At 71.4% G+C, this 6,021-nt stretch carries 6 protein-coding genes and 1 pseudogene; 2 read left to right on the top strand and 5 right to left on the bottom strand.

The features are described 5' to 3' along the window. Positions 1-9: 9 nt before the first annotated feature. Complete coding sequence (locus OO014_RS18640) at positions 10-1,197, bottom strand: cysteine desulfurase family protein (protein WP_272463827.1); 1,188 nt, start codon at positions 1,195-1,197, stop codon at positions 10-12. 184 nt (positions 1,198-1,381) lie between these two features. Here OO014_RS18640 and OO014_RS18635 point away from each other — a divergent pair, with 184 nt between their 5' ends. Next, a complete protein-coding gene (locus tag OO014_RS18635; RefSeq protein WP_272463826.1) occupies positions 1,382-2,878 on the top strand; it encodes a S8 family peptidase in 1,497 nt (498 codons plus the stop codon). A gap of 80 nt (positions 2,879-2,958) precedes the next feature. After that, positions 2,959-3,417, top strand: a complete 459-nt coding sequence (locus OO014_RS18630; protein ID WP_272463825.1) for a hypothetical protein — start codon at positions 2,959-2,961, stop codon at positions 3,415-3,417. A 105-nt stretch (positions 3,418-3,522) separates the two neighbouring features. Here OO014_RS18630 and OO014_RS18625 read toward each other — a convergent pair whose 3' ends face one another. From OO014_RS18625 to OO014_RS18610, 4 genes and pseudogenes are all read right to left on the bottom strand, one after another. Next, on the bottom strand, positions 3,523-4,482 hold the full coding sequence (locus tag OO014_RS18625; RefSeq protein WP_272463824.1) for an electron transfer flavoprotein subunit alpha/FixB family protein: 960 nt from the start codon (positions 4,480-4,482) through the stop codon (positions 3,523-3,525). A 32-nt stretch (positions 4,483-4,514) separates the two neighbouring features. Then, complete coding sequence (locus tag OO014_RS18620; protein WP_272463823.1) at positions 4,515-5,306, bottom strand: electron transfer flavoprotein subunit beta/FixA family protein; 792 nt, start codon at positions 5,304-5,306, stop codon at positions 4,515-4,517. Positions 5,307-5,501: 195 nt separating this feature from the next. Next, positions 5,502-5,843 carry a hypothetical protein gene (locus OO014_RS18615; RefSeq protein ID WP_272463822.1) on the bottom strand — a complete coding sequence of 114 codons (342 nt, stop codon included), beginning with the start codon at positions 5,841-5,843 and terminating at the stop codon, positions 5,502-5,504. A gap of 56 nt (positions 5,844-5,899) precedes the next feature. Beyond that, positions 5,900-6,021 (bottom strand): annotated as a pseudogene (locus OO014_RS18610) (enoyl-CoA hydratase/isomerase family protein); the annotation flags it as partial.

The raw sequence follows: 6,021 nt of genomic DNA, 5'->3' as shown, positions 1-6,021 counted from the left end.
CGACGACCCTCACGACGTCGCCCTCCGCGCGCGCCGGGCGCGCTCCACGGCCGCGGGCAGCGCCTCGATGACGGCGTCGACGTCGGCATCCGTGGACGTGTGGCCGAGCGTGAGGCGCAGGGCGCCCCGGGCGTCACTCTCGCTCAGACCCATGGCCCGGAGGACGTGGCTCGGCTGCGGCACTCCCGCCTGGCAGGCCGACCCCGTGGAGCAGGACACCCCTGCCGCGTCGAGCAGGTAGAGCAGCGAGTCGCCGTCGCAGCCGTCGATGAGCAGGTGGGCGTTGCCGGGGAGCCGACGCTCGTGGTCGCCCGCGGCCCAGTGCCCCCCGGGCCGGATCCCGAGCCCCAGGCTGACGGCGCGCTCGATGAGCTGGTCGCGCAGCGCGGTGAGGCGCGGCACCTCGGTGTCGAGGGTCTCCGTGGCGGCGACGACAGCCGCCGCGAACCCGCGGATCGCCGGCGCGTCCAGCGTGCCGGACCGCAACTGGCGCTCCTGGCCGCCGCCGTGCGTCAACGGCACGAGGCGGACGTCGCGACGCGCGACGAGGGCACCGATGCCGATCGGGCCTCCCAGCTTGTGCGCCGTCACGGTGAGCAGGTCCGCGCCACAGCCGGCGAAGTCGACTGGCAGGTGACCGACGGCCTGCACGGCATCAGTGTGAAACGGGATCCCGTGCTCGTGGGCGACGTCGCCGATCGCGCGAACGTCCTGCACGGTGCCGACCTCGTTGTTGGCCCACATGACCGAGACGAGCGCGACCGAGCCGGGGTCCTCCTCGATGGCCCGCCGCACCGCCGCGGGCTCGACGAAACCAGCCGACGTCGGCTCGACCCAGGTGACCTTGGCGCCGTCGTGCCGCACCAGGAACTCCACGCAGTCGAGGACCGCGTGGTGCTCGATCGCGCTGACGACGAGACGAGTGCGCGCGGGGTCGGCGTCACGACGCGCCCAGTAGGTGCCCTTGACGGCGAGGTTGTCGGACTCGGTGCCTCCCGAGGTGAAGACCACCTCGGACGGCCGCGCGCCGATCGCCTTGGCGATCTTCTCCCGCGACTCCTCGACGACGCGCCGGGCAGCCCGCCCGGTGCGGTGCAGCGACGACGCGTTGCCGACCTGAGTCAGCTGCTCGGCCATCGCCGTCGCGGCGACAGGGAGCATCGGCGTCGTCGCCGCGTGGTCGAGGTAGGCAGTCACCCACCGATTCTAGGTGCGCTCCGCACCAGCCCAGAATCCTCGGCCGTATGCCGCTGAGCTCGCTCCCAGCGCCCCCGCGGTCCCGGCCCTCCCGGCCTGACCGTGACCTCGGGCGCCCTCTCTCGTTGACCTGCCAACCGCCGCCCCGTCCAGGGCGGCGCCCAGCGAGAGGAACACCGTCGACATGCCCCCCACCTCCAGTCGTCTCCGCGTCACCACCCTGGCGGCCCTGACCGCCCTGACGCTCGGGGCGAGCAGCCTGGGCGGCGCCGCCAGCGCCGGCCCACTGGTCGGCGGCGACCAGGCTGCGCCGTTGTCACCGTGGCTCGCCGAGCAGTGGCCGGGCCTCTCCGCCGTCGAACCGACGACGGTGCTGGTGCATGCCACTGACGTGGACACCGCACGGTCGGCCGCGACGACGTCGGGCCTCGTCGTCCGGGAGTCGTTCGACCGCATCGGCGTGGTCGTGGCGTCCGGTCTGCCCGCCCAGATCAGCGCGGTGCGCTCGGTGCCGGGTGTCACGTACGTCGAGGGGAACCAGCCGATCGAGCTCTTCCTCTCGACGTCCAACATCGCGACGCGCGGCTCCGAGGCACGGGCGCGGCTCACCGGCGCGAACGGCAAGGCCCTGGACGGGTCCGGCGTCACCGTGGCCGTCATCGACTCCGGCGTGGACCCGACCCATCCGTTCCTCACCAACCCGGACGGCTCGTCGGCTGTCGTGCGCAACCTCAAGGTGGCCTGCGACCTCTTCGCGCTGACCCCGTGCCAGACCGTCGACGCCGGTCCCGCCGACACGGACCTGCTCGCCGCCGGCGGTCACGGCATGCACGTCAACGGCATCGTCGCCGGCCGCGACGTCACCCTGCCCGACGGCACCGAGATGCACGGCGCAGCACCCGGCGCCTCGCTCGTCAGCCTGGGCACCGGCGCGGTCCTCTTCATCATCGGCGCGAACTCCGCCCTCAACTGGGTCCTGGAGAACCACCAAGCACCTTGTGGAGCCGACGTGCCGGCCGCGACCTGCCCGCCCATCAAGGTGACGAGCAACTCCTACGGGCCGTCAGGCGGTGGCGACTTCGACCCTCAGTCGGCGACGGCCAAGCTCCAGCGTGCGCTGGTCGGCGAAGGCATCGTCACGGTCTGGGCCAACGGCAACGACGGCGGCACCGGCACGGACAACCGCTCGAACCCGGCCGGCCAGGACCCGACGGGCGGCATCATCTCCGTCGCCTCCTACTACGACATGGACACCGGCACGCGGAACGGACGCATCAGCAGCTACTCGTCCCGGGGCAAGGAGGGCGCACTCAACACCTACCCGGACATCTCCGCGCCCGGTGAGGACATCACCTCGTCGTGCCGTGCCTACCTGCCAGTCTGTTCGACTGGCCTCGACCCAGTCGCGGCCGGTGACTACAACACGATCAGCGGCACGTCGATGGCGACACCGCACGTGGCCGGGATCGTCGCCCAGCTCTTCCAGGCCAACCCGGGTGCAACGCCTGCGCAGATCGAGTCGGCGCTCAAGGCCACGGCCTACGCCTACTCCGACGGCGCGCCCTACATGACGGACCCATCGGGCGGCGTCACGTCCGTCGACAAGGGCCATGGCCTCGTCGACGCGGTCCTGGCCGCGGAGGCGCTCACCGCGAAGTCCTTCGGCAAGCGCCGCCGTTGACAGGGCGATCGTCCCGGGTTGTCCACATCCCGGGGCGGTGACCCGGGCCTCGAGGGGCCGGTCTGCCTATGATCGGCCCCATGAGGCATGCCAACCGCACCCTCAGAGCGCCGGCCCTCCACCGTGCCGTCGCGGCGTTGGCGAGCCCGGTCGTCGGCTACTTCGTCGCTCGCCTCATCCTCGAGCTCGCCACGCTGCCCGAGATCCCGGTGTACGCCGCGTGTCTGGCCCTGGCCGTCCTGCTCGGCTATCGCGCCTGGGCAGCCCGGGTGGAGCTGCGCGAGGGGTCGTTGCGCGTCCACAACACCCTGGTCTCCACGACGGTGGCCCGTGAGCACGTGCGGCGCGTCCCCGAGAACGGCCGGGTCGAGTGGCAGGACGACCGGCGCCGCCCGAGCCGGACCCTCGCCGAGACGCTGCGAGCACCCTGGTGGACCATGCGCACGTCAGCCAGCACCTACGCCAGGAACCGCGAAGAGGTGCGCAGCTGGGTGCGGACGGGGCCACAGAGTCAGCCCGACGAAGAGGCAGCGGCCTGAGCGGCACCGAGCCCAGCGGCATACGGCAGCAGCTGCTCCCGACCCGACCTGACGCGAAGGGGCCCCCGACCGCGAACGGTCGGGGGCCCCTTCGACGGGAACGGCTCAGCCCTTGGCGGCCTTGACCGCCTCGGTCGCCTGCGGGAGGACCTGGAAGAGGTCGCCCACGACGCCGAAGTCGACCAGCTCGAAGATCGGGGCCTCGTTGTCCTTGTTGACCGCGACGATCGTCTTGGAGGTCTGCATGCCGGCCCGGTGCTGGATGGCACCGGAGATGCCACACGCGACGTAGAGCTGCGGGCTCACCTGCTTGCCGGTCTGGCCGACCTGCGAGGTGTGCGGATACCAGCCCGCGTCGACGGCCGCACGCGAGGCGCCGACGGCCGCACCGAGCGAGTCGGCGAGCGCCTCGACCGGGGAGAAGTCGCCACCGGTGCCGCGGCCACCGGAGACGACGATCGCCGCCTCGGTCAGCTCGGGACGACCCGTCGCCTGCTTCTCCTTCGACTCGGTGATCCGGGCGCCCTTGGCCGCGTCCGACGGCGCGAAGTCGACGACCTCGTCCGCGGCCGCTGCCGGGGCCTCCTCGGGCGCAGCCGAGTTCGGCTTGACCGTGATGATCGGCGTGCCCTTGGTCACCGTGGCGTCCACGGTGTAGGAGCCCGCGAAGACCGACTGGGTCGTCGCGACGCCGCCGCCCGCACCGGGCTTGACGTCGACGGCGTCGGTGATGAGACCGGACTCTGTCTTGATCGCGAGCCGGGCCGCGATCTCCTTGCCCTCCACGTTGGACGGGATGAGAACGGCCGCGGGCGAGGCCGAGCCGACGAGCTGGGCGAGCACCTCGGCCTGCGGCGCCACGAGGTGCGAGAGGACGTCAGCGGACTCGACGCGGTAGACCTTGGCGGCGCCGAACTTCGCGAGGGTCTCCTTGGCGGAGTCGAAACCCTCGCCGATGAACACTGCGGACGGCTCGCCGAGACGGCGGGCGATCGTCAGCAGCTCGGACGTGGTCTTGCGGACCTTGCCGTCGACGTGGTCGACGAGCACGAGAACTTCAGCCATTGGTGTGTCTCTCCTTCGAACGGCTGCTGCGATCAGATGAACTTGCGCTCGGCGAGGAAGGCGGCGAGCTTCTGGCCGCCGTCACCCTCGTCGGTGACGATGGTCCCCTGCTGGCGGGGCGGGCGGGCGGCGAAGGCGTCGACCTTCGTCCAGGCCGCGTCGAGGCCGACCTGGGCGGCGTCGAGACCGAGGTCCGCGAGGCTCCACTGCTCGACCGGCTTCTTCTTGGCGGCCATGATGCCCTTGAAGGACGGGTAGCGCGGCTCGTTGATCTGGTCGGTGACCGACACGAGGGCCGGCAGGGTGGCCTGGATCGTCTGCGTGGAGACGTCGCCGTCGCGGCGGATCGTCGCCGTGCCGCCGTCGACCGTCAGCTCTGAGGCGTAGGTGACGGCCGGCAGACCGAGCCGCTCGGCGAGCATTGCCGGGATGACGCCCATGGTGCCGTCGGTGGAGGCCATGCCCGTCAGGACGAGGTCGGCCGGTGCGTCGGCCGTGATCTTCTTGATGGCCGCCGCAAGCACGAGCGAGGTGGCCGGAGCGTCCGAGCCGTGGATCGCGTCGTCCTTGACGTGGACGCCCTTGTGGGCGCCCATCTGCAGGGCCTTCTTGATGGCGTCGGCGGCCTGGTCGGGGCCGACGGTGAGAACGGTGACCTCGCCGTCGCCGGCCTCGACGATCTTGAGAGCCTCCTCGACGGCGTACTCGTCGAGCTCGGACAGCAGGCCGTCGACGTTCTCGCGGTCAGTCGTGTTGTCACTGGCGTTGAACGTGCGCTCGGCCTGGGCGTCAGGCACGTACTTGACACAGACGACGATGTTCATGGGTGAACGTCCTCTTCCGTAGCTGGTGGTTGAGCGGGGTTGCTCGGATCATCCGGAGGCCCGCCCCGGCATTGCCGTCCATCTTGTCACTGAGCGCTTGCATACCTCGCACCGGCCGGGCGTGACACTCACCACCCGTGGGCTCGCTCACGTGTTCCGGCAGATCAGGACCGTGGTCCCCACCTGGCGGCGCGGTCAGCCGACTTCGACGTCGGCTGTCTCGATGACGTGGAAGGCGGGCTCTTCGTAGGGGTGGGCAGCCCGCAGCGCAGCCACGACCTCGCGCCTCAGCCCCCGGCGGAAGGTGACCTCGACCCGATGCTCGGGCACCCGCTCTAGCTCGCCGACCGACCCGATGGCAGGGGATGCCCCCACCCCCGGCCGGAACTGCCCCGTGCCCTCGGTGAACCAGGCGCACTCGGTGTAGTCACCGATCGCCCCCGCCCCGGCAGCGAAGACCGCCGCCAGGACGCCCTCCGTCGCCTCGACGGGCGAGTAGAAGACGAGGACGTCGATCGAGAGAGCAGTTCGCGACACCTCAGCGGCAGGCCGGGTCTCGCCCGGCTGTCGCGAACTGCTCTCTCGATCGGGGGTCACTTGCCCTCGAACCGAGCCTTGCCCGGGCCCTGCTCGACGAACGAGGCCATCCCGATCTCGCGGTCCCGGGTCGCGAAGAGCCCGGCAAAGAGCATCCGCTCGATCTCCAGTCCGGTCT

Origin of the sequence: Intrasporangium calvum, from assembly GCF_028446585.1 — a bacterium.
Classification (GTDB): domain Bacteria; phylum Actinomycetota; class Actinomycetes; order Actinomycetales; family Dermatophilaceae; genus Intrasporangium; species Intrasporangium calvum_A.
The sequence above is the reverse complement of the archived record's forward strand: the minus strand, read 5'-3'. Positions and strand labels throughout refer to the sequence as shown.

Bases quoted from the DNA above. Each gene is read 5' to 3' on its own strand.
- OO014_RS18635 (WP_272463826.1), top strand. From the start codon at position 1,382: ATGCCCCCCACCTCCAGTCGTCTCCGCGTCACCACCCTGGCGGCCCTG.
- OO014_RS18630 (WP_272463825.1), top strand. From the start codon at position 2,959: ATGAGGCATGCCAACCGCACCCTCAGAGCGCCGGCCCTCCACCGTGCC.
- OO014_RS18625 (WP_272463824.1), bottom strand. From the start codon at position 4,482: ATGGCTGAAGTTCTCGTGCTCGTCGACCACGTCGACGGCAAGGTCCGC.
- OO014_RS18620 (WP_272463823.1), bottom strand. From the start codon at position 5,306: ATGAACATCGTCGTCTGTGTCAAGTACGTGCCTGACGCCCAGGCCGAG.